The sequence below is a fragment of the Hymenobacter humi genome (assembly GCF_042665855.1).
Classification (GTDB): domain Bacteria; phylum Bacteroidota; class Bacteroidia; order Cytophagales; family Hymenobacteraceae; genus Hymenobacter; species Hymenobacter humi.
The window spans coordinates 4,384,604-4,404,963 of record NZ_JBHTEK010000001.1; the positions used below are offsets into that span (position 1 = coordinate 4,384,604).

At 64.0% G+C, this 20,360-nt stretch carries 26 protein-coding genes; 14 read left to right on the plus strand and 12 right to left on the minus strand.

Going from position 1 to position 20,360, the window contains the following annotated elements; all coding sequences use genetic code 11:
• Nucleotides 1-100 precede the first annotated feature (100 nt).
• Together ACFQT0_RS24820 and ACFQT0_RS24825 are read left to right on the plus strand one after the other, a co-directional pair.
• Nucleotides 101-697: a hypothetical protein gene (locus ACFQT0_RS24820; protein WP_380205687.1), complete on the plus strand. Its 597-nt coding sequence runs from the start codon at nucleotides 101-103 to the stop codon at nucleotides 695-697.
• Nucleotides 616-1,239, plus strand: coding sequence for a hypothetical protein (locus ACFQT0_RS24825; RefSeq protein ID WP_380205688.1), 624 nt, complete (start codon nucleotides 616-618; stop codon nucleotides 1,237-1,239). The genes ACFQT0_RS24820 and ACFQT0_RS24825 overlap by 82 nt, the downstream gene beginning before the upstream one ends.
• Nucleotides 1,240-1,519: 280 nt before the next feature.
• Here the strand turns inward: ACFQT0_RS24825 and ACFQT0_RS24830 are convergent, their stop codons facing one another.
• Nucleotides 1,520-1,999: an energy transducer TonB gene (locus ACFQT0_RS24830; protein WP_380205689.1), complete on the minus strand. Its 480-nt coding sequence runs from the start codon at nucleotides 1,997-1,999 to the stop codon at nucleotides 1,520-1,522.
• A 515-nt stretch (nucleotides 2,000-2,514) separates the two neighbouring features.
• Here ACFQT0_RS24830 and ACFQT0_RS24835 point away from each other — a divergent pair.
• The 10 genes from ACFQT0_RS24835 (at nucleotide 2,515) to ACFQT0_RS24880 (ending at nucleotide 8,616) form a co-directional block, all read left to right on the plus strand.
• Nucleotides 2,515-2,712 (plus strand): ArsR/SmtB family transcription factor, encoded by a 198-nt coding sequence (locus ACFQT0_RS24835; protein WP_380205690.1) that lies wholly within the window; start codon nucleotides 2,515-2,517, stop codon nucleotides 2,710-2,712.
• Nucleotides 2,713-2,756: 44 nt separating this feature from the next.
• Nucleotides 2,757-3,332 carry an ArsI/CadI family heavy metal resistance metalloenzyme gene (locus tag ACFQT0_RS24840; protein ID WP_380205691.1) on the plus strand — a complete coding sequence of 192 codons (576 nt, stop codon included), beginning with the start codon at nucleotides 2,757-2,759 and terminating at the stop codon, nucleotides 3,330-3,332.
• A gap of 274 nt (nucleotides 3,333-3,606) precedes the next feature.
• On the plus strand, nucleotides 3,607-4,119 hold the full coding sequence (locus ACFQT0_RS24845) for a GNAT family N-acetyltransferase (RefSeq protein ID WP_380205692.1): 513 nt from the start codon (nucleotides 3,607-3,609) through the stop codon (nucleotides 4,117-4,119).
• On the plus strand, nucleotides 4,116-4,796 hold the full coding sequence (locus ACFQT0_RS24850; protein ID WP_380205693.1) for an MIP/aquaporin family protein: 681 nt from the start codon (nucleotides 4,116-4,118) through the stop codon (nucleotides 4,794-4,796). The genes ACFQT0_RS24845 and ACFQT0_RS24850 overlap by 4 nt, the downstream gene beginning before the upstream one ends.
• On the plus strand, nucleotides 4,793-4,966 hold the full coding sequence (locus ACFQT0_RS24855; protein WP_380205694.1) for an arsenate reductase/protein-tyrosine-phosphatase family protein: 174 nt from the start codon (nucleotides 4,793-4,795) through the stop codon (nucleotides 4,964-4,966). The genes ACFQT0_RS24850 and ACFQT0_RS24855 overlap by 4 nt, the downstream gene beginning before the upstream one ends.
• On the plus strand, nucleotides 4,942-5,205 hold the full coding sequence (locus ACFQT0_RS24860; protein WP_380205695.1) for an arsenate reductase/protein-tyrosine-phosphatase family protein: 264 nt from the start codon (nucleotides 4,942-4,944) through the stop codon (nucleotides 5,203-5,205). The genes ACFQT0_RS24855 and ACFQT0_RS24860 overlap by 25 nt, the downstream gene beginning before the upstream one ends.
• 102 nt (nucleotides 5,206-5,307) lie before the next feature.
• Entirely contained in the window at nucleotides 5,308-6,144 is an 837-nt protein-coding gene (locus ACFQT0_RS24865) for a CvfB family protein (protein WP_380205696.1), read from the plus strand.
• A 296-nt stretch (nucleotides 6,145-6,440) separates the two neighbouring features.
• Entirely contained in the window at nucleotides 6,441-7,115 is a 675-nt protein-coding gene (locus ACFQT0_RS24870) for an NAD-dependent epimerase/dehydratase family protein (RefSeq protein ID WP_380205697.1), read from the plus strand.
• Between the two features lie 52 nt (nucleotides 7,116-7,167).
• On the plus strand, nucleotides 7,168-7,746 hold the full coding sequence (locus ACFQT0_RS24875) for a hypothetical protein (protein WP_380205698.1): 579 nt from the start codon (nucleotides 7,168-7,170) through the stop codon (nucleotides 7,744-7,746).
• A gap of 189 nt (nucleotides 7,747-7,935) precedes the next feature.
• Nucleotides 7,936-8,616, plus strand: coding sequence for a DoxX family membrane protein (locus ACFQT0_RS24880; protein ID WP_380205699.1), 681 nt, complete (start codon nucleotides 7,936-7,938; stop codon nucleotides 8,614-8,616).
• A gap of 75 nt (nucleotides 8,617-8,691) precedes the next feature.
• Here the strand turns inward: ACFQT0_RS24880 and ACFQT0_RS24885 are convergent, their stop codons facing one another.
• The gene (locus tag ACFQT0_RS24885; protein WP_380205700.1) at nucleotides 8,692-10,926 is read right to left on the minus strand and encodes a TonB-dependent receptor; all 2,235 of its coding nucleotides are present in this window, start codon (nucleotides 10,924-10,926) and stop codon (nucleotides 8,692-8,694) included.
• Nucleotides 10,927-11,237: 311 nt separating this feature from the next.
• On the opposite strand from ACFQT0_RS24885, the gene ACFQT0_RS24890 reads away from it, so the two are divergent.
• Nucleotides 11,238-11,600: a glyoxalase superfamily protein gene (locus ACFQT0_RS24890; RefSeq protein WP_380205701.1), complete on the plus strand. Its 363-nt coding sequence runs from the start codon at nucleotides 11,238-11,240 to the stop codon at nucleotides 11,598-11,600.
• A gap of 33 nt (nucleotides 11,601-11,633) precedes the next feature.
• On the opposite strand, the gene ACFQT0_RS24895 is transcribed toward ACFQT0_RS24890, so the two are convergent.
• Nucleotides 11,634-12,260, minus strand: a complete 627-nt coding sequence (locus tag ACFQT0_RS24895; protein WP_380205702.1) for a phosphatase domain-containing protein — start codon at nucleotides 12,258-12,260, stop codon at nucleotides 11,634-11,636.
• Between the two features lie 836 nt (nucleotides 12,261-13,096).
• Here ACFQT0_RS24895 and ACFQT0_RS24900 point away from each other — a divergent pair.
• Nucleotides 13,097-13,999, plus strand: a complete 903-nt coding sequence (locus ACFQT0_RS24900; protein WP_380205703.1) for a diacylglycerol/lipid kinase family protein — start codon at nucleotides 13,097-13,099, stop codon at nucleotides 13,997-13,999.
• 30 nt (nucleotides 14,000-14,029) lie between these two features.
• Here the strand turns inward: ACFQT0_RS24900 and ACFQT0_RS24905 are convergent, their stop codons facing one another.
• The 9 genes from ACFQT0_RS24905 to ACFQT0_RS24945 all read right to left on the minus strand — a co-directional run bounded on the left by ACFQT0_RS24905 (nucleotide 14,030) and on the right by ACFQT0_RS24945 (nucleotide 20,122).
• Nucleotides 14,030-14,404, minus strand: coding sequence for a hypothetical protein (locus tag ACFQT0_RS24905; RefSeq protein ID WP_380205704.1), 375 nt, complete (start codon nucleotides 14,402-14,404; stop codon nucleotides 14,030-14,032).
• A gap of 114 nt (nucleotides 14,405-14,518) precedes the next feature.
• The gene (locus tag ACFQT0_RS24910; protein ID WP_380205705.1) at nucleotides 14,519-15,274 is read right to left on the minus strand and encodes a hypothetical protein; all 756 of its coding nucleotides are present in this window, start codon (nucleotides 15,272-15,274) and stop codon (nucleotides 14,519-14,521) included.
• Nucleotides 15,275-15,342: 68 nt separating this feature from the next.
• Nucleotides 15,343-16,563, minus strand: coding sequence for an MFS transporter (locus ACFQT0_RS24915; RefSeq protein WP_380205706.1), 1,221 nt, complete (start codon nucleotides 16,561-16,563; stop codon nucleotides 15,343-15,345).
• 94 nt (nucleotides 16,564-16,657) lie between these two features.
• Complete coding sequence (locus ACFQT0_RS24920; protein ID WP_380205707.1) at nucleotides 16,658-16,990, minus strand: hypothetical protein; 333 nt, start codon at nucleotides 16,988-16,990, stop codon at nucleotides 16,658-16,660.
• Nucleotides 16,991-17,027: 37 nt separating this feature from the next.
• Complete coding sequence (locus ACFQT0_RS24925; protein ID WP_380205708.1) at nucleotides 17,028-17,300, minus strand: hypothetical protein; 273 nt, start codon at nucleotides 17,298-17,300, stop codon at nucleotides 17,028-17,030.
• Nucleotides 17,301-17,464: 164 nt separating this feature from the next.
• On the minus strand, nucleotides 17,465-17,755 hold the full coding sequence (locus tag ACFQT0_RS24930) for a hypothetical protein (RefSeq protein ID WP_380205709.1): 291 nt from the start codon (nucleotides 17,753-17,755) through the stop codon (nucleotides 17,465-17,467).
• Nucleotides 17,756-17,868: 113 nt separating this feature from the next.
• Nucleotides 17,869-18,549: an OmpH family outer membrane protein gene (locus tag ACFQT0_RS24935; protein ID WP_380205710.1), complete on the minus strand. Its 681-nt coding sequence runs from the start codon at nucleotides 18,547-18,549 to the stop codon at nucleotides 17,869-17,871.
• 46 nt (nucleotides 18,550-18,595) lie between these two features.
• Nucleotides 18,596-19,159: a GNAT family N-acetyltransferase gene (locus tag ACFQT0_RS24940; RefSeq protein WP_380205711.1), complete on the minus strand. Its 564-nt coding sequence runs from the start codon at nucleotides 19,157-19,159 to the stop codon at nucleotides 18,596-18,598.
• A 3-nt stretch (nucleotides 19,160-19,162) separates the two neighbouring features.
• A complete protein-coding gene (locus ACFQT0_RS24945) occupies nucleotides 19,163-20,122 on the minus strand; it encodes a succinylglutamate desuccinylase/aspartoacylase family protein (RefSeq protein ID WP_380205712.1) in 960 nt (319 codons plus the stop codon).
• Between the last annotated feature and the right edge of the window lie 238 nt (nucleotides 20,123-20,360).

The window sequence follows — 20,360 nt, forward strand, 5'->3', positions numbered from 1 at the left end:
GAACGCCTACCGCTACGGCCAGACGCTGAGCACCGCCAACGGCGAAAAACCCCAGCAGTGGACCTACCAGGGCAGCTACACGGCGCCGTTTCGCAACTTCGTGTACGCCCAGGCCCGCTACCGCAACCTGTACAACTTCCGCTCGGGCGGCGTCTCGGTGCAGCGGGACTTCTACTCGCCCAGCGCCCGCTACGCCGGGGCCATCAACCTGAACAGCTACAGCCAGAACATTGCCCTCAATGCCCCGCCCGAGGGGCAGCCCTACACCTACTACCCGCTGCGCTACACCGTGCAGGATGCCTGGGTGGGCCGGGCCCTGCGCCTGCGCTCCTACGACCTGGGCTACGAAAACCCCGGCCGCGTCATCGTCTCGGCCCGGGTGTACCACACCGACTACAGCACCATCCCCAGGCCCGACCCCGTGACCGGCCCGCCCGCGCCCGACTACCGCGACGGCACGCTGCTGCTCGGCACGGTGGGCTACTCGGTGCGCCGCTACTATAAGGACCAGTACCTGTTCGGCTTTGGCCGCACCGAGGACGTGCCCACCGGCACGCTGGTCAGCTTCACGGCGGGCTACGAGATGAACAGCCTGGTGCCGCGGCGCTACCTGGGGTGCGCCTGGCCGCCGCCGGCTTCAGCACCAACAGCGGCTACCTGTACGGCGGCGTGGACCTGGGCTCCTACCAAACCCTGAACTCGCGGCGGAGCTGGCAGCAGGGCCTGCTCGCCGCCGAGCTCACCTCCTTTACCAAGCTCTACCACGCCGGCAACTGGCAGTACCGGCATTTTCTGAGCAGCCGAGCCACGGTGGGCTTCAACCGCCTGCCGGGCGAGCTGCTGCAGGGCATCACCAACCAGCGGGGTTTGCGGGGCTTTGCGCCGGCCGAGCCCATTCAGGCCACCAGCCGCTTTGTGCTCAACTACGAAACCACGCTGTTTACCCCGCTCTCGCTGCTGGGCTTCCGGCTGGCCGGCATCGCCTTTGCCGACGCGGCCTGGATTAGCGAGCGGCCCCGCGGCGGCTCGCCCTTCGGCGGCGCGCCCTACACGGGCTTTGGGCTGGGCCTGCGCTTTCGCAACGAGTTTACCGCCCTGCGCACTTTCCAGCTGCTGATTGGCTACTACCCGCGCGGCCTGAATGCGGCCAACGGCGTGCGGATGTTCGAAACGGCCCGCGAAACCGTCACCTTCACCGATTTCGGCCTAGGCCAGCCGGGCACCGGCCTGTATCAGTAAGCACTAGCAGCTTGTTCGCGTTGCTTACCGGGAATGGCAGAACGGGGTAGAGACGCAATATTTTGCGTCTCGTTGTCTGCGCCTTTCGCCAATCGTTCGGGCATCATCGTTCAACGAGGAGACGCAAAATGTTGCGTCTCTACCCCGTTCTGCCTACCGCTTTATTAACGCAAACACCCGCTAAGCTAAAAGCCAAAGGGGCCTACCGGAATCCACGAATGGTTTCCGGCAGGCCCCTTGAGATTATTGAGCTACGCGAGCTTGTTAAGCTACGCGCTGGCTATTTGCTGGTATTGAAGGTAATGGGCACGGTGCAGGCCACGCGCACGGGCTGGCCGTTTACGCGGGCGGGCTCCCAGGGCGGCATCAGCCACACCAGGCGCAGGGCTTCGTCGTTGAGCCCGCTGCCGGGGCCGCTGATGACGTGGGCGTCCTGCACTTTGCCTTCGGCGTTGAGCACGAAATTGACCAGCACCCGGCCCGAGACCTTGCGCTGCACCGCCAGCTGCGGGTACTTGATGGACTTGCTCAGGTACGCCATGAAGGCCTTGTCGCCGCCGATGAACTTGGGCAGCACCTCGGGGTTCACATACACCGAATCCGGAAACACTTCGGCCCGGGGCGGAGCGGGCACCGAGGTCAGCGGGATGCCTTGCGGCGCCGTCACGATGGCGTCGGCTTTCGCCATGGCCTGGCCTTTGGCTGCCCCACTAACCAGGGCGAAAGCCAGCAGAGCGTGTAAGCGTAGAGATTTGTTCACGGTAGTAGGCAGTTAAGTGGATGAGTCAAAAGTTGGGCAACGAAAAATTTCTTGAGTTACTAAAAGAAAAAATCCGTGTATATGTTTTTAACAAATTGTCTTTTCAATAGAATTGCCTAAAAACACGATGCAATAGGCTAATAGCACGCTGGGATGTTTTTTTACGTGGCTAATCGTCATTTATACTGCAATATAGACTATGATTCGCATTTTCAAAGGTTCTCCAGAAAAAATAATTTGCACTCTCAAGAGCTGATTATTTTATACAGATTATTAAATTAATTTGATAATTCTAAGATAACACGGAAGCCATTGACTTGTGTGGAACAATTGCTACCTTTGTCATCGTTAATCGACGATAAACGAAACAACTCTCATGGCAGCCCACAAGCGCGAACAGTTCACCGAAGCCGAACAGCAAATCGCAGTTATCGCCAAGGCCCTGGGCCACCCGGCGCGGGTAGCCATTTTGCAGCTGCTGGCCCGGCGGCAGTCGTGCGTGTGCGGCGAGCCTGGTGCTGGAGCTGCCCATTTCGCAAAGCACCGTGTCGCAGCACCTCAAAGAGCTGAAAGCGGCCGGCCTTGTGCAGGGCGAAGTGGACGGCCCGCGCGTGTGCTACTGCATCGACCGGGCCGGCTGGGACCGCGCCCGCCAGCTGCTGGGCGGCCTGCTAGCCGAGCTGCCGGCCCCCACCGTTGGCTGCGCTTGTTAGAATCCCCTCCCCTTTTCTCCTTTTAATCTTAACCCTTACACGTCATGGAAGCTTCTGTTTTTCCCCGCATGCACGTCTCGCTGTACGTGTCCGACCTCACCGCGACGGTCAACTTCTACACGGCCTTCTTCGGGCAGCCGGCCACCAAGATTAAGCGCGGCTACGCCAAGTACGTACTCGACAAGCCCTCGCTGATTATCTCCTTTGTGGAGAACCCTGACCGCGTGCAAAGCCACTTCGGCCACCTGGGCTTCCAGGTAGAAACGGTGGAGGAGTTGGACGAGCGGCTGGCCGTGGCCCGCAAGGCCGGCCTGGTGAGCCGCGAGGAAATGGGCACCGCCTGCTGCTACGCCAAGCAGGACAAGTTCTGGGTAAACGACCCCGACGGCGTGGAGTGGGAAGTGTACTACTTCCACGCCGACGCCGAGTTCAACGACCCGCGCTACCAGGAAGAATCCGACTCGGCCACCAACAGCCAGTGCTGCATCGCGCCCGCCAAGCAAGCCGCCCCAGCGGCGGAAGAAGTGCTGACGACTGCGCCCATGCCCTTCACGCTGGTAGAGGCCACGCCAGCTACGGCCACGGCCGCCGCATGCACGCCCGGCGGAGGCTGCTGCTAACTTACTGTATATCATGAATTTCACAGCCAGTGACCTCACCCCCTGACCCCCTCTCCAAAAAGAGGGGGCACCAGTTCTGCGCGAGTGTAGCGCGGACTGTGTAGTCCGCGTCCGGAAGGGCCTTTATCAAACGGACGCGGGAACGCGGACTACACAGTCCGCGCTACATTCGGCTGGCTCCCCTCTCCGCGGGAGAGGGGCCGGGGTGAGGTTCCATAGGCTGGGCACCCTCAACAAGCGCAAAACACCAATCCCCTTTCAGCTCAATTTACCCATGAAAATCCTGCCCATGACTGCTGCCCACTGGCCTGCCGTGCGCACCATTTATGCCGAAGGCATGGCCACGGGCAATGCCACGTTCGCCACCGAGCCGCCCACTTGGGATGAGTGGAACGCCAGCCACTTGCCTACCTGCCGGCTGGTAGCGGTAGACGAAACTGAGCCGGAAACGATATTGGGCTGGGCAGCGCTTACCCCCGTTTCGGGGCGCTGCGTGTATGCGGGCGTGGGCGAGGTGAGCGTGTACGTGGCCGATGCCGCCCGCGGGCAGGGCGTGGGCCGGGCCTTGTTAGCGGCTTTGGTAACGGAATCGGAGCAAAACGGGCTGTGGACGCTGCAGGCCGGTATTTTCCCGGAGAACGGAGCCAGCGTGCACTTGCACGAGGCCAATGGCTTCCGGCAGGTGGGCCGGCGCGAGCGGATTGGGCAGCTGCACGGGCAGTGGCGCGATACCCTGCTGCTGGAGCGCCGCAGCGCGGTGGTGGGCGCGGCCCCGCTCGCTTCGTGAAGCCCTCGCTGCGCCACAGCCTGCTAGCCGAGGCCTTGGGCACGGCCGTGCTGCTGGCCTTTGGCACCGGGGCGGCCGTGGTGAACGAGCAGACCCACGCCCTGGGCCACGGCGGCGTGGCGGCGGCGTTTGGGCTGGTGGTACTGGTACTTATTCAGAGCCTGGGCGCCGTGAGCGGCGCCCACGTGAATCCGGCCGTGACCGTTGCCTTCTGGGCAGCTGGGCGCTTTCCGGGGGCGCGGGTGCTGCCCTACGTGGGCGCCCAGCTACTGGGTGCGCTATCGGGCAGCGGGCTGGTAAAGCTGCTGGCCACCGAAGGCTCTACCCTGGGTGCTACTCTGCCGGCTCACGGCCCCGCCCAAGCGTTTGGAATAGAATTGGCCCTTACCTTCTGGCTGATGCTCGTGATTCTACGCGTCACGGCCGGCGCCAAGGAAGAAGGACTGCTGGCGGGCATCACCATCGCGGCCACCGTGGGGCTGGAAGCTCTGGTAGCCGGGCCCCTCAGCGGCGCATCTATGAACCCGGCCCGCTCCTTGGCGCCGGCGCTGCTCAGCGGGCACCTCACCGATGCCTGGCTGTATGTGGTGGCCCCGCTGGCCGGAGCGCTGCTGGCCGTGGCCTTCGACCGATTATTGCAACTTAAACCGTCCCTTGACACCCCCTCGCCCCCATGACCAGCTTCCTTTTTGTGTGCATCGAAAACGCTAACCGCAGCCAGATGGCGCAGGCTTTTGCTACCATGCACGGCGGCGAGCAGGTAGCGGCTTACAGCGCCGGCTCGCGGCCGTCGGGGTTATCAACCCCAAAGCCATTGCGGCCATGGCCGAGTTGGGCTACGATTTGAACACGCACGCCAGCAAATCCCTCGATGAGGTACGCGACATGGAATTCGACTACGTGGTGACCATGGGCTGCGGCGACACCTGCCCGTTCATTGCGGCCAAGCACCGCCTCGACTGGCAAATACCCGACCCCAAGCACCTCGAGCCGGCCGAATTCCGGCAGGTGCGCGACCTGATTGAGCGGCAGGTGCTCGACCTCCTGGCCCAGGCCGGCGTACAACTCGTACCGCAGGCCAGCTAGCCCACTGCTCAAAGTTGGGCCAGTTGGGCCGCTGTAACCTGCCGCATGGCTTTCCGTGCCGCAACCCCGACCTTTGCCCTCCACCTAATTACTTTTCACCCGATGGCCAGCCTCCTCCTCGGCGATTACAACGACCTCGAAGTAGCCCGCGAAACCAGCGTCGGCCTGTACCTGACTTCCGACGACGGCGACCTGCTGCTGCCCAACAAGTACGTGGAGCCCGGCACCCGCGTGGGCGACATCGTCCGCGTATTCGTGTACCGCGACTCCGAAGACCGCCTCATTGCCACCAACCTGCGGCCGCTGGCGCTGGTAAATTCCTACGCGGCGCTCACCGTGCGCGACCACGGCCCGGCCGGCGCGTTCCTGGAGTGGGGCCTCGAAAAAGACCTGCTCCTACCCTTCCGCAACCAGCGGCGCGACCTGCGTACCGGCGACCGCGTGCTCGTGTACGTGTACCTCGACGAGGAAAGCGACCGGCTGGTGGCCTCCACCAAGTGGAAGCAGTTCCTGAGCAACGAGCCTTTCCCCGGCGAGCCCGGTGACGCCGTGCGCCTGCTCGTAGCCGACGAAACCGAGTTGGGCTACCCCGTCATCGTGAACGGCACCCACCAGGGCCTGCTGTTTCACAACGAAGTATTCCGCCCCCTACGCCTGGGCGAGCAGGCGCCCGGCTTCCTGCGCCAGGTGCGCGCCGACGGCAAGCTCGACGTGCGCCTGCAAAAAGAAGGCTACGGCGAGGTAGAATCGGCCACGGACACGCTGCTCAAAGCCATTCAGGCCGCGCCCGGCGGCCGCCTGCCCCTCGGCGACAAAAGCCTCGCCGAAGACGTGTACCGCCGCGTGGGCATGAGCAAAAAAGTGTTCAAGAAAGCCTTGGGCGCACTTTTCCGCCAGGGCCTGGTACTGCTGGAGCCGGAAGCCACGCAGCTGAAATAGAACATCAAGCTCCTCCTTTTTTAAGGAGGGGACGCTGGCGCGAAGCGTCAGGCTGGGTGGTTGAGCCGTTGAACCGAAGGTCGGCGTAGCCAACGACACCCGAACGACTTCTTTAGGAGCAGATTGAGCCGGCGTGTCAACCCTGCTCTTTATTCGTCGTTCTTAGCAAGTTGTTCGGGCATCGTTGGCTACGCCGACCTTCGGTTCAACGAGTGCAACCACCCCGCCTGACGCTTCGCGCCAGCGTCCCCTCCTTAAATAAGGAGGGGAGCTTTTTCGTTCTGCATCCCTTCTTCATGCGCAAAACAGCTTTACTCGCCGGGGCCTCGGGCCTCATTGGTTCGCACCTGTTGCCCTTGCTGTTAGCGTCGGAGCGTTATTCTAAGGTGATTGTGGTGGGCCGGAAGGCGCTGCCGCTGCAGCACCCCAAGCTCACGCAGGTGGTAACCGGTCTCGACAAGCTGCAGGACGTACGCCTGCAGCTCATTGCCGACGACGTGTTTTGCTGCCTGGGCACCACCATGAAGCAGGCCGGCTCGAAGGAGGCGTTTTATAAGGTCGATTTCCTGTACGTGGTGACGTTGGCGGCCCTCACGGCCGCCAATTTTGCCGCGCAGTTCCTGGTGGTTTCTGCCCTGGGGGCCGATGCCGAATCGGCGGTGTACTACAGCAAAGTGAAGGGCGAAATGGAGGAATCGGTGCGGCAGCTGCCGTTCCGGGCCATTCACGTTTTCCGGCCTTCGCTTCTGCTGGGTGAGCGGGCGCAGCCCCGCCTGGGCGAGCGGCTGGGCGCGGTGGTGCTGGGCGTGCTGCGCCCTTTGCTGCGCGGCCCCCTGCACAAGTACCGGCCCGTGAGCGGTGCCACGGTAGCGGCGGCCATGCTGCGCGCTGCTGAGGAAGACGGCGGCGGCGTATGCGTGCATTTATCCGATGAAATTGCGGCAGAAGGCGGAGCCAAACAGAAAGTTTAGCGCGGGTCGCTTAGTTTTGTCCAAATTCTGGTTCATTACTATTCATCCCCACATGAAACGTTTACAGTTAAGCTTTCTTTTCCTTTTACTCCTGCTGCCGGGCCTGGCGGCCCACGCCCAATCTAAAAAGAATGGCGGCGGCAGCAGCTCGGGCTACAACACCGGCATTGGCCTGCGCGGCGGCGGCTACTCTTCGGGCCTTACCGTCAAGCACTTTGTGGGCAGCGGAAACGGCGTAGCCATCGAAGGCCTGCTCACCACAGAATACAAAGCCCGCGGCATTCGCCTCACGGTGCTGGGCGAGAAGCACAAGACGGTTTCCGACATCAAAGGGCTGCAATTCTACTACGGCGCCGGCTTCCACGCCGGGTCGTACCAGGGCCGCTACTACTTCGCCGACTCGCGCTACTACTACAAGGGCCGCAAAGGCGACGTGTACCTGGTGCGCGACTACCGCTACGACGAAGAAACCTACGTCGCCTTCGGTGCCGACCTGATTCTGGGCCTCGAGTACAAGCTGCAGGACCTGCCCTTCGTAGTAGGGGTCGATTACAAGCCATTTTTCGACGTATTCAACGGCTACACCGGCTTCTACAACGACGCCGCCGTGAGCCTGCGCTATACGTTCTAGCCCAACTTTGGCTCCTCAGCCCGTCTAGCCCAACAAAGCAGACGCTGCTTGAGCTAGAACCAATAAAAAAGCCCCGCCAGCTACTGGCGGGGCTTTTTTATTGAATATTAACTACGCCTAATATAGTTTGCAGCTTCCTCGTTGGCTCCCGTGTCGTTGGGCTTCATTACCCATTCCCGCCTGCTTCCCATGACTCCTTCTCCCACCGTGTTTTACACCCTTTGCATTCTGCTGCCGGTGGTGGCAACCGGGGTGGCGTTTGTGGTGGGCGGCCCGCTGCGCCGCCTGTACGTGGTGGGCTCCCGGCTGCTGCTCGGCGCGCTCATGCTGGGCGGCGGGCTCTACAAGCTCTCCGACAACCACCTGCCCGGGCTGATGGGCCCACCCATGAACCACGCGTTTCTGGCCAAGTACAGCCTTGAAATCTTTGCCCAATTCATTGGGGCAGCCCAGCTGCTGATTGGGCTGTTGCTGCTCTCGGGCCGGTTTGCGCTGCTCGGGGCGGTGCTGCTGGTGCCCATGTGGCTCAATATTATCTTCCTCACCTGGTCGCAGCACTGGGTGGGCACGCCCTTTCTCACCACCGGCTTTCTGGTGCTAAACCTGGGCCTGCTGCTGCACGACTTCCCGCGCCTGAAGTGGCTGTTTTACCCGCCAGCCGATGCGCCGGCCCTGCATGCCCAGCGCCTGCAAACCGCCCCGCTGCCCGTGGAGCTGTTGTGGTGGCTGGGAGCCGGCATCGTCCTCATTGGTGGCCTGCTCTACCCCGTGTCGCTGCGCACCATGACCAGCACCATGCTGCTTGGGGCAGCCGTACTGCTGGGTGCCTCCGCCTGGCACTACTTCCAGAGGCGCCGGGCACGCGAGTAGCTCAGTCGCTTCAGAAATACAAGAAAGGCCCGCCAGTATCCGGTGGGGCTTTTCTGGTGAGCTGAATTGCTTTGCCTACCGCAGCCACTTCCAGTTCACCGATACGTTGAGCACGCGGCCTTCCACCGGGGCCCACAGCTCGGGGAAATCGGGGTTGGTGCGGTCGCCCAGCACCACGGCTTCGCGGCGCGTCTGGCGGTAGTCGAACAGGTTTTCGCCGTTCAGGATAAAGGTCCAGGGGCCGGTGTGGTAGCGCACCAGCGCCGCCGCAATGGGGTAGCCGGGCCGCGAGGAGCCGTCTTCGAGGTACTGCCGGCCGGTGTAGCTCGCCTCGATGCCCGCGGCCAGGTGCTCGCCAAATTCCTGAGTAGCCACGGTGGCCAGCTTGTGGCGCGCGGCCAGGGGCACGTTGGGATTGGCCGGGTCATAGCGGCGGCGGGCGTAGGTGAAAAGGTAGCCCAGGTACAGCTCGGTGCCCTCGTAGCGCAGGCGGCCGTAGCTTTCCAGGCCCTGGCTCACGGTGGGCGCGCCGGCGTTGAACCAGGCCAAGCCGGTGCCCGTGACGTTGGGGCCGAGCGGGATTTTCACGTCGCGGAGCACCAGCGGGTGCTGCAGGCGGGTGTAGAAAAAGCCTTGGTTGAGGTTCAGGTTCAGGCCCGAGGCGAAGCGGTGCTGGTAGTTCACGTCGCCGTTCAGGCCCTGGCTCAACTCGGCGCGCAGGCCTTGCAGCGGCTGCACCCGGGGCAGCTCCCGCTCGTCGAGCTCGTTCACGTAGGGCACGGGCACGCGGTAGCCGTAGCCGCCGTTGAGGCGCAACGTGAAGTCGGGGGCGGGCTTGAACAGCACGGCGGCGCGGGGCAGCAGGAAGTTGCCGTAGGCGTTGTGGTGGTCGAGGCGCAGGCCGCCCTGCACGCTGAGCGTGGAAGTGAGCTGCCAGTCGTCCTGCACAAAGCCGCCCACGGTGGCGTAGCGGTAGTCATTCAGCAGAGGCACCCGGCCGGGAGCGGGCAGGGGCTCGAAGTCTTCGCCCAGCAGGTTGAGGCCGCCCACCAGGGTGTGCTGCCCGTAGCGGTGCAGGTAGCTGACCTCGGAATAATACGACAGCTGGCGGGCGGCGTAGTCCACGGTATTGGTGCTCACGTTGCGCCGAAACCAGCTGGCGGTGCCTTTCACGGTGAGGCCGCCCCCGGCCACGCTGTCCTGGGTGTAGATGAGGTCGGCGGAATGTCGCTGGGTGCGGTTGGTGACGAAAAAGCTGCGGTCGAGGGTGCGGGGCTGGTTCTGCACCACGGCCACGTCGCCGCCCTGGCGGTTTTCCACGGTGCCGGTGTAGCCCAGGGCCAGGCTGGCCGTTGTTGGGGTAATAAAACAGGCGCGGGTGCACGGTGAAGTTGCGCAGGGGGCACGTCCACGAAGGCGTCGCCGTCTACGTCGGTGCTTTGCTGGCGGGTGCCGCCCACGAATAGCGAGTAGCCCAGGCTGCTGGTTGCGGCCGCTGGCAAAGCCGTTGAGGTTGCTTTCCTTCAGGGTCGACTGGTTGGCCGTGATGGTGAGCTGCGGGTCGCCGAGCACTGGCGACTTGCTCACTAGGTTCACCAGGCCCGCGATGGCCCCGCCGCCGTAGAGCGTGGAGTTGGAGCCCTTAATCAGCTCAATCTGGCGCAGGTCGAGCGGCGGAATCTGCAGGATGCCGAAGGAGCCGGCGTAGCCGCCCAGCAGCGGCAGGCCGTCGCGCAGAATCTGCGAGTAGCGCCCCGGCAGGCCCTGAATGCGCAGGTCGGCGTTGCCGGTGGTGGGCGAGGTGGGCTGAATCTGGGTGCCGGCCAGGTCGCCGAGTAGCGAGGCAATGTTGCCGGGCTTGATGCCGTTTTCTTCCAGCAGCTCCTCCTCCCCCAGCACTTCCACGCGGGTGGGTAAGTCTTCGATGCGCGAGTTGGTGCGCGTGGCAGTCACCAATACTTCTTCCTCAATGGCCTGGGCCACGGGAGCCAGCCTCAGCGTGAGCACCGCCGGGCCAGCCGGCGCCGCCAACAGCCGCGGCCGGTAGCCCAGGGCCTCCACGCGCAGCCGGGTGCCCGCGGCCGGCGCGGGCGTGAGGATGGCGCGGCCGTTGACGTCGGTAGCGGCGCCCACGCCGGTACCCGGCACGCTCACGCTGGCCCCAATAACCGGCGCCCGGCTCACCGAATCGGTGAGGACGACGGTGAGCGACTGCGCGTGCCCGCCCAGTGGCAGCAGCAACGCGAGCCCGGCCAGCGGCAACCAGCCGCGCAAGGCTTTCCAAACCGATAAAATCAAGCAATAGCCCATGGCCAGGAGGTGTTAATTGAGAACGTTTCTACGCCAAAACGGCGAAGACGAATAAAGGTATTTTGGCTACAATGAGGTACCCGTGGAGCTCCGGCTGCTTGCACGCTTCTGCCTTGCTCAGGCGGCGTACGTCGGCAAAGCAGTTTCTTCCGGCTCAACGAGTTATACAGGACTTCGAAGATGCTTATTGATTGCGCAGGACAATCGTCGCCTTTCGAGGGATTCTGCCCACGGCTCTGTAGATTACTGCCCGAAGCCTACTGCCCAAGTGCTGGGCCCATGACAGCTCAACCACCTAAAAAACACCCAACGTGGCCAGTGTAAAACCCATACTCCGAATTTTCGACTACGACAAGGCGCAGGAGTTTTACCTGCACTGGCTCGGCTTCCGCATCGATTGGGAGCACCGCCCGGCTGGCAGCCCGGCCTACCTGCAAGTTTCGCGGGGCGACATCACGCTGCACCTTTCCGAGCACCACGGCGACAGCTGCCCGGGGGCGCGGGTGTTTATCGACGACTTCGTAGCCCTGAGCGCCTTTCACGAGGTACTGCTGGGCAAGCACTACCAGTACAACAAACCCAGCCTCTCCACGCCCGGCTACGACCCCACGGCGCTGGAAATGACCGTAACCGACCCTTTCGGCAACCGCCTCACTTTTGTGGAGCGCCGGTAGCCAGTCTCATTGAGAATTAGGCATGCTGCCGCCTCACAGCCCAATTTCCTGCGAGTGCCGCAGCGCGTCGTGGCTGTGCTCGAAGTAGCAGGTCTCCACGCCCGCCTGCCTGATTTGGGCCAGCGCGGCCTCGGCGGCGGGGCGGCCGCCGGCGTGCACCTGCCGCAGGTACACCGCCCGGATACGGCCCGGAAAATGCTTCACCACCGAGGCGTAGATGCCCGGGTCTTGCTGGGAGTCGTCGCCGAGCAGGGTGAAGAGCTGGCCGGGGCAGGCCTGCAGAATGCGCACGATGCGGTCGAGCTTGGTGGCGTGCTTGTTCTGGCCGGTTTGCCGGAGCTGGCTCAGGCGCTTGAGCTGGCTGAGCTGAAACACGCCCTTGGGCATGTGGTGGTGGGCCGTGAACTCCAGAATGAAGTCATAGAGGTTCCACTCGCTGCTCGAGACGTAGAAAAAGGCGTTGGGCTGCTCGGGCGTAGCGGGGCCGGCCTGGGCCAGCCACTGGTAGTGGGCGGCCACGTCGGCGAAGGGTGCGCGGCTGCGGGCGTTGCGGCTCAACAGCACCCACAGCCGCTGCCAGCGCGTGGCCGAGTGCGACACCAGAAAGGTGTCGTCGATGTCGGAGACGAAGGCGTAGGGCGTTTCGTAGGGCACGTGCACCTCGGCGGTGGCGTGGGCCAGCGGGGCACCGGAGTCCGCATCGAGCAGGCTCGGCGGTGGCCGGGTGCCAGCCGGCCGGTAGCGGCGCGGGCAGGGAGATTTCGAGGCGGAAGAAGCCGTCGGCGTCGGTGCGGGCGCCGGCGGTGCGGCCGGCCACGGTCACGCGCACGGGCACATCGGCCCAGGGCCGCACCAGAAACAGGCGCAGCAGGCCCCAGGCGTTGGCCCAGAAGTTTACGCGGCGGTAGCGGCGCGAAAGCGGGCTTTGCCGGAAGGCATGCCCCTGCACCACCACGCAGTCGGGGCTGCCAAAGCCGCGGTACAGCTTCAGGGTGGGCCGCCGGGTGAGGCGGAACCGGGCCAGGAGTTTTTCGGTCATCGGGCAGGGATATTCAGCCGGGAGGCAGGAAAAACCGTTACGCAGGAGCGGGGGTATTAGATGGAAAGGGTTGGCTGAATTTGGCTAATTAGAACGTTATGATACCAGTTTTAGAAGAACGTTATGCTGAGCCTGCCGAGGCAGCTCTCCCGCTTCGCTGGCCCTTTATTGGGCAAGAAAAAGAACGTCATGCTCATCTGGCGTCCGCGCAGTCGAAGCATCTCGCGTGCCGCCACTAATCCATTCGTTCCACGAAGCGAGCGAGATGCTTCGACTGCGCGGACGCCAGATGAGCATGACGGTCTGATTTAGGATGGCGCTCTGGTTCAGCATGGCGCTCTGGTTTAGAATGACGTTCTGGTTAATTCAGTATGGCATTCTGAGTTTGAATAACGTTTCTTGATAGACCCACTCCCGTAAGCTGCCGAATATCACCCTTCTACTTCCACCTCCACCCATGTCCCCTTCCACTTCGCCCCTGTGCTTTCTGTTCGTTGTGAACCCTGCCTCGGGCAGCGCCGGGAAGACCGACTGGGAAACGACCATCAACGACTACTTCGAGCCGCTGCCCCACACCCCGGAGTTTCACTCCCTCACGGGCCAGGAGGACGGCCCGGCCCTGCGCGCCAGCATCGCCCGGCACCGCCCGCACTGCCTGGTGGCCGTGGGCGGCGATGGCACCGTGAAAATCGTGGCCGAGGAGGCCATCGCCGCCAACCTGCCGCTGGCCGTGCTGCCGGCCGGCTCGGCCAACGGCATGGCCAAGGAGCTGGACCTGCCCCTGGACCCCGCCGAGGCGCTGCGCATCGTGGTGCACGGGACCGAAAAAGCTGTGGACGTGCTTTACCTCAACGGCACCGACCTCTGCCTGCACCTGAGCGATATTGGGCTCAACGCCCAGCTTGTGCGGCACGCCCAGCGCCAGAACTGGCGCGGCATGTTGGGCTACGCGCGGGCCGCCTTCTGGTCGCTGCTGCGCCGCCGCCTCATGCAGGTGCGCATCCACACCGACGCCGGCGACGTGGAGCGCACCGCCTTCATGGTGGTGCTGGCCAATGCCCGCGTGTACGGCACCGGCGCCACCATCAACCCCGACGGCGACGTGTCCGATGGCAGGTTTGAAGTGGTGGTGCTGCGCCGCCTGGTGGGCCGCGAGCTGCTGAAAATGTTCTGGCGCTTTCAGCCCTTCAACCCCACCGCGGTGGAGATTTTTTCGACCACGGCCGTGAGCCTGACGGTTCGCCGCCGGGTAGACTTTCAGGTAGATGGCGAGTACCGGGGCAAAACCACCCATGTGGAGGCTGAGATTCGGCCGGGCGCGCTGCGGGTGCTAGTGCCCTCCCCTACGGCCGCCGACTGAGGCGTATTGAGCTGGCGCCGCGCTTGGGGGCTAGCCCCGCTTCAGGCCCAGGCGCTCCACGGTTTCGCCTTCAAAGTCGAACTCGATGAGGATGGCGGGCTCGGTGCCCACCACCCAGCCGTCGTGGCCCGGCGCGATGGCAATGGCCTGCGGCGCCACAAACTTCTCGACGGTGCCATCGGCGTACTGAATGTCGAACTCGCCACTGGCCAGAAAGCCCACGTGGGCGTGCGTGCACAGCTCGGTGCCCACAATCTCCTTCAGGTTCTTGGACCAGCGAAAGCCCGGCGGGTACACGATGCGCTTCACCCGGGCATTGCCGGTTTGCACCACATCAACGGTTACACCACCAATTTCGCGACGCACGGCGCCCTTCATCGGGCCCAGGAGGGTTGTAGTATTCATGCCCTAACCTACAAAGGAAAAGCGGGATATACCTTGAATACACCTCCGGTCAAGCGCGCCATCATGGGGCCAAAATCGTCACCGCCCAGCTGGATTTAGCTCAACGTCCCCACCTTATTCGTGTGGTTTAGTTCCTCCCCGCCCTGGTTTCACAGAAGTAGCTCCGGCTTGCTCCGGTAGGCCAGAAGCTCCAGCCGCTACGGTAGCTGGGGCTGCTGGCCCACCGGCAAGAGGGTGGTATCGGGCTAGTTCTTCACCACTTTCGGCTGAGGTGCCACTACGACTACGGTATTGGCTGGCAGGGGAATTTCGCGGGAGGTCTCGAAGGCGCCGGGCTCGCTGGCGGTTTCCTCCACGCGGCGCTGCACAATGCGCAGGCGGCGGCCATCTACGTGCAGCACGGCCAGGTCGGAGCCTGGTGCCCGAGGAGGCGTGGTAGCTGCGGAAGCCCAGCAGCATGTCCTTGGGAAAGCCCGCCAGCTTGGCCTTGGTGGCGTCCACCACATCGGGTCGGGCCGCAAACTTGCCCAGGTCAATCTCCATGGGCTTGGCGCCTTGGAGTAAAAGGTAGGCGCTGGTTTTGGGGTGGGCCGGGTCGTCGGGGTTCGGGGCCGGCTTGAAGGCGAACGACATTTTCAGCGTTTCGGCGGGCTTGAGGGCCGGCGCGGCGGCCGGAGTTTCGGCCGGGGCTGCTGCATTATCGGCGGGCGGCGCGAGGGTGGCCGCCATGGCCGAATCGGGCCGGGCGGTGTCGGCGGGCGTTACGGTCGCGGGGGCCTCCGCCGTGGGGGTAGAAGTAACGGGAGCCGTTTGGTTACAGCCCGCCAGCACCAGCGCCGCTGCCAACAGGGGCAAATACAAATGTTTCATGCGTAGAGATAAACAGTAAGCCCAGGGGTGAATACGGGCCGTAAGGTTAAGCAAAAATGGGCAGCTACTTACTCTCTCTTAGAGGGACTGCTGCCAGCCCGGGCCGGCCGCGTGGCCAGCAGCCCCAGCACCGGCCCGGGCACCAGCAGCAAAAACAGGTAGCGGGCCTCCACGTGCCCCTGCAGCGCCGCGAAAGCCTGCAGGCTCACGATGGTGAGCGCAAACCCCAGGCAGGTAACCAGTGTGAGGGCCGTGCCCGTGGCGGCGGCCGGCGCCCGCTGCGCCACCAAAGCAGAAAACTGCGGCGAATCGGCCACCACGGCCATGCCCCACACCAGCATAGCAGCTCCAAACGCCGGCCGGGGCAGCGCCAGCAGCAGCGGGCTGAGCAGGCAGCACGCGCCAGATACCGCCAGCGCGGCGCGGGCCGTGCGCAGGCTGCCCCAGCGCTGGGCCAGGTAGCCGCCCGCCACACAGGCCGGCGCTCCGGCCGCAATCAGCCCAAAGGCCCAGCCCGGCCCAAACGCGCCCGCCTGGGGGTGCAGCTGCGCGTGCGTGGCCAGCAGCAGCGGCACAAACGCCCAAAACGTGTACAGCTCCCACATATGCCCGAAGTAGCCCAGCGCCGCCCGCCGAAACGCCCGCTCCCGAAACACCTCCCACGCCGCGCTCAGCTGCAGCCGCGCCCCCGGCCGCCGAAACGGCCCGTTGGGCACCAGCGCCCACAGCAGCATCCCACCCGCCAGCGCCAGCCCCGAGGTAGTGAGCACCACGGCCTGCCAGGAAAAATCAGCCGCGAGCAGCCGCAGCAGGTGGGGCAGGGCCGTGCCCAGCACCAGCGCCCCCACCAGGTAGCCCAAGGCCCGGCCCAGGCCGTTTTCGTAGTAGTCGGCTGCTATTTTCATGCCCACCGGGTAGATACCCGCCAAACACAGGCCCGTGGCAAAGCGCAGCCCCAGCACCACGGCGGGCGTGGGCCCGGGCAGCAGCAGGGCGGCGTTGGTGAGGCTGCCGGCCACGGCGCACAGCAAGAAGAGCCGCGCCGGCGCCACGCGGTCGGCCAGCCGGAGCAGGCCAAACCCCAGCGTGCCCACGATAAAGCCCAGCTGCACAGCCGAAACCACCGCACCCAGCGACGTGCCTTCGAGCTTGACCTCGCGCAGCAAATCGGGCAGCACGGCGTTGCCGGCAAACCACAGCGAGGTGCACGCAAACTGCGCAAACACAATGGTGGGCAGCACCCACCGGGGCCGCTGGAACGTCGAAGCTGGGGTGAGGGCGGAAGCCAAAACGAAAAAGGTCAGGTCGAAATTGAGCTAAACCTACGCCAAAACCGCTTGTGCTTATTCTGGCTCTCGGTAATTTGCTCGTGCTTTTCCCCCATCAGCCCGGCCGGTTGAGCCAGCGTCCAAACGCCAGCGTGCCCACGGCATAGGCCACCACATCGAGCGGGTCGGCCACGGCCCGGGCCGAGAAGTAGGGCAGCGCCAGCTCAAACCACACCGACACGTACGCCCAGGCCGCCAGGAGCCAGGACCAAGGAAACACAAACGTCCGCGAATGCATCACCAGGCGCCTTTGAGCGGCCAGCGCAACGCTCAGTATCACGGGCATGCTGGCCACGTCGCCCAGGTAGCTGCTGAGCAGGGCCGGCACGGGCCAGTGCCCCACGTACCGGTTGAGCTGAAACGCCGCGTACACCAGCACGGACCCCACAAACAAGGGCCGACGAAATTCGGGCCACCGGTGCATGCTACCCCGCCGCGGCGGCCACCAGCCACAGAATGAAAGTCATGATGGCGGCAAAAGCCAGTTGCCCGCCCCGCACGATGGTCTTGAAAAACCGCAGCACGGGCCCATCCTCCGCGTTTATCTCCATCAAGATGACCGAAGGCGTCTTTTGATTAGCCAGCTTTTCGCGGGCATCGGCGCTTTTTTGGCCTGGGGGTCGAGCAGCTCGCCGCAGTGCTCGCAGCGGTCGTCGGGCTGCTGCCGCCACATCGACCATTGCTGGCAATGTGGGCACTTTCTGGAAGCAAATGAAGTGGCTTCGGACATATGCAAAAGTACGCTCGTTTCAGGGGCCGTCGCCCCTTCCGCCATTCTCTGCAGGCTGCTTTCGCGCGCCCACAAAAAAAGCCCTGCTACGTGGTAGCAGGGCTTTTTTATTTCTAAATCAAACTGATTAGGCTACCGGTAGCGGCCGTAATGCCCCCGGCCGCGCGGGCCGTAATAAGGCCGTGGCGGGGCGTAGTACCGCCGGGGAGCACAGTAGGGCGCTGGCACCACCACTACGCGGGGCGGCGGCACGGCATACACCACCACCGGGCGGGGCGGGTAGTGGTAGCGAGGCGGATAATAGGCCCGCGGCGCGGCATAAAAGCCCCCGCCTACTATCACCTGAGCACTGGCCGGACTACTGGCCAGCAGCGGAGCCACAAACAGCAAGACCGCCACCAACGGAAACGCGCGCGTTTTCATAAGACAAAGCCGTTTAAACTAAATCCCAGGATTTGTACTGCGTTTGACACCGCACGGTTGCCCGGGTTTAACCAGGCTCAAGCAGCTGACGCGTGCGCCGCCCGGATGGCGTGCTATTTCTTGTATTCGGCGTTCAGGTACGCCAGCACCGGCGCGGTCACGTCGAGGTCTTTCTGGCCGTAGGCAATGGTGCCACTGGGCGCGGCAATCAGAATCATCTTGTAGCCTTGGGCTTTGCCGTAGGCTTCCACCTTCTTGTTCACGCTTTCGAGCACTTTCTGGGTCAGCTTGGCTTCTTCCTCCTGGGCCTGGGCCTGGAGCTGCTGCTGCTTCTGGCCCACCTGCTGCTGCTGCTCCTGGAGCTTCTGCTCGGTGGCGGCGCGCTGCTCGGCCGTGAGGCTCGGGGCCTGCTTCTGGTACGCTTCTACGGCCGATTTGAAGCTGGTGAGCATGGCCTGGTTCTGGCGCTCCCAGTTGCGGGCTTTGCCTTCAAAAGCTTTGCGGGCGTCTTTCATGCCCTGGTAGCCGTCGAGCATCTTGCTCGATTCCACGTAGACAATCTTGCCTTCGGTGCTGGCGCCGGGCGCAGCCGCGGGGCTGCTGGCAGTTGCGGCGTCGTCGGTTTTGTCAGCCGTGGTGTCGGCGGTGCTCAGGTTTTCGGAGGCCAGCACGGCCATCGATTTGTCAGTCGCAATGGCTGGGGCAGCCACGCGGTTGCTGAAATGCAGGAAATACAGCACGGCTACCGCCAGCAGCAGCACGATGTTAATGGTTGACTGAACGGGGTTTTTCATGGAAACAACAAGTGAATAATTGGCAAAAGTAAGCCTTTGGCCGGAGCTAACGCTGAGCTGCCCATTCGGCGGCCAGCAGCGCGTACTGATACTCGTCGCACCACTCGCCTTTGTACCAGCCATTGTGCCGAAAATGGGCTTCGCGGCGCAGGCCCGCGCCTTCCAGCAAGGCCACGCAGGGCAGGTTGCGGGTGTCGGTGAGGGCGATGACCCGGTGCAGCTTCAGCTGCTCAAAACAGTACCCCAGCAGCCCGCGCACCGCCTCCCGAGCAAAGCCCTGCCCCTGCCAGCGTGGGTCCAGCGTGATGCCGACTTCTCCGATGCGGGGCTCGTGGGCGTGCAGGTGCAGGGCGCAGTCGCCCAGCAGCTGGTCGTCGGTGGCGCGGGCAATGGCCAGCTGCACCCAGGCGCCGGGCGCGGCCGGTACGGCCGCCGTGGCCTGCTCGGCAATGAAGGCCGCGGCTTGAGCTAAATCGTAGGGGTCGAAGCCCTGAAAGCGGGCCACGGCGGGGTCGGCGCGGTATTCGGCAAAGTTGGGCAGGTCGGTTTCCTGCAAGCGGCGCAGGCGCACCCGGCCCGCCGCAATCGAAAAATTCAGGAGTGGTTGCATTGCTTATTCGGGCACCGCAATGTGCAGCAGCGCATCGCCCTGGTTTACCACGGGCATGTAGTTTAGTCCAATAACGTAGCCGGTCACGGGCGACTCCAGCCGCACGGCCTGCTGCCCGTAGGGGTCGGCCACGGAGCCGTATACCTGGCCCTTTTTGATGAACTGCCCGTTTTCGACGTGGGCCCGAAACAGCCCCGCAAACCGGGCCCGCAGCCAGGTGTGCCGGCGGCACACGATGCCCGGCCGGCTTGGGGCGGGAGCTTCGGATGCCATGCCCAGGTGGTGCATCACCCGCAAGGTCCCCGCCAGCGCTTCCTCAATGCCGGGTTCGTCCAGGCGCAGGCTTTCACCGGTTTCGTACACGATGATGCGCTTGCCCAGGGCCTGCGCCGCCTCGCGCAGGGAGCCCGGGCGCAGGGCCGCGTGCAAGGTGAAGGGTGCCGCAAAGGCCTCCGCCATGGCATCCACCACGGGGTCGACGCCGAGCAGGCAGCGCACTTGCGGAAAGTTGGCCCGGGCCGCGCCTCCCGTATGAAAATCGATGCCGTAGTCTATCAGGGGCATGATTTCGCGCATGAAGCGGTGAGCCACGCGCCCGGCCAGCGACCCGCGCGGAAACCCCGGAAACGAGCGGTTCACGTCCTTGCCATCGGGCACGTCGCGGCTGAAATTCAGGAAGCCGTAGATGTTGAGGATGGGAATGGCGATGATGCTGCCCCGTAGCGGCTGCAGCAGCTCGCGCCGCACCAGCCGCCGAATGGTCTCGATGCCGTTCACCTCGTCGCCGTGCATGCCGGCCATGAGCAGCAGCGTGGGGCCGGGCTCGGTGGCGCGCAGCACGTGCACCGGCACGTCAATCACCGTGCCCGAGGGCAGCTTGGAAATCACCAGCCGCGTAAGCACCTGCTCGCCCGGGTGGATGACGAGGCCATTGAGGTGAAACGGAACGGCGGCGGAATGCATAAAGCGCAAAGCTGAAAGAACGGCAAACTCCCCTCCTTTTTTAAGGAGGGGACGCTCAACTGCCAAGTTGAGTGGGGTGGTTGCCCTCGTTGAACGATTGGTGAACGAGTTGGGCTGGAATCGTTCTGCCACCAGTCGTTCGGGTGTCGTTCAACGACGCAACCACCCCGTTCGCGCTGAAGCGCGAACATCCCCTCCTTAAAAAAGGAGGGGAGTTTTTTACTTGCCTGCTGGCACG